General features: G+C 55.1%; 1 protein-coding gene. It reads right to left on the minus strand.

Annotated features, from left to right (window positions below; translation table 11 throughout):
* On the minus strand, positions 1 to 1,042 hold a 1,042-nt coding region (locus V6D20_01365), incomplete at both ends, for a transglycosylase SLT domain-containing protein (GenBank protein ID HEY9814444.1).

Genomic DNA, 1,042 nt, shown 5'->3' on the forward strand with positions numbered 1-1,042 from the left:
GCTGCGAGGAATTTGATGACGTAGTCCAAACGGACGCGCGGGGCCATGTTGAAGCCTTCCATCACCCAGAAATTGTACCCGTCTCTGTAAGCATCGCTGAGCCTTTGGGTGGATGGGTCGCGGCAGGACTGTGAGTTGCCACCGGATGCTAGGCAGAGCTTGAGGGCCGAGTTCACATTGCCAATACCCCAGTTGTAGGCCAGCACGGAAAGGTGCGGATCTTTGGCAAAGCGTTTCAGGAGCCACGCCCAGTACTTGGCAGCACCCTCAGAGGATTTTCTGAGAACGCCCCGCTCATCACAGGAGTGAGCCATGCGGACGCCCCCATCGGAAATGAGATCAAAGACCTTTAGTCCCACCTGGGCGCCTTGCCCCGTGGACTTGGTAAACTGCCATGGGCCCACCTCGCCGGAGCCCCCCACCTGCACGGGGTAACTGGGAGAGGTGAAGTAATCCGACTCCCAGAGAGTGACAAAAATAAACTCGTGAGGTATCCCGCGTGCATCGAAGTGGGGCGTGATCTCGGAGGATCGAGGAAGCAGGTTCGTGAGGTAGTCTTGAATTCTATCTTGGTATGGGCCCGAGAGCCATTCGTCGACCTGATTTTGAATTTTGCCTTGGTGGTCATAAATTTTCTGGTCCACTTCCCAGGCCTGGCTGGTGGTATGGTTCGGAACAAGGCGCAAACCGCCCAACTCAATGGCACGGCTCTGTTCCGCGTCTTGCTGCCCCGTGGTTCCCAGAAAGCTGGGAAGCTTTTCCACTTCGGTAGAAGCCTCGAGGTGTCCTAAGGTCTGCTCGCCGCTGGTCATTGCAAACAGCCATGCCCCCGATTGGGTGTTGCCGATCAACTTAAACTCGTATTGGATTGGCCTTACGTCACAGCTCCAAAACATTGATGAATCCGAGGCGTTGGTCACCAAGAGGTCGCCCGCAAAGCAAAGATCTTCGTCGAGATGAATGTTCAGGCGCGAGAATGAAAATGGAACTTCTTTGGTGGTGATTTGCCCCTGCTTCGTGGACAAAACATGATCGGAAACGA

This window comes from Candidatus Obscuribacterales bacterium, assembly GCA_036703605.1.
Classification (GTDB): Bacteria; Cyanobacteriota; Cyanobacteriia; order RECH01; family RECH01; genus RECH01.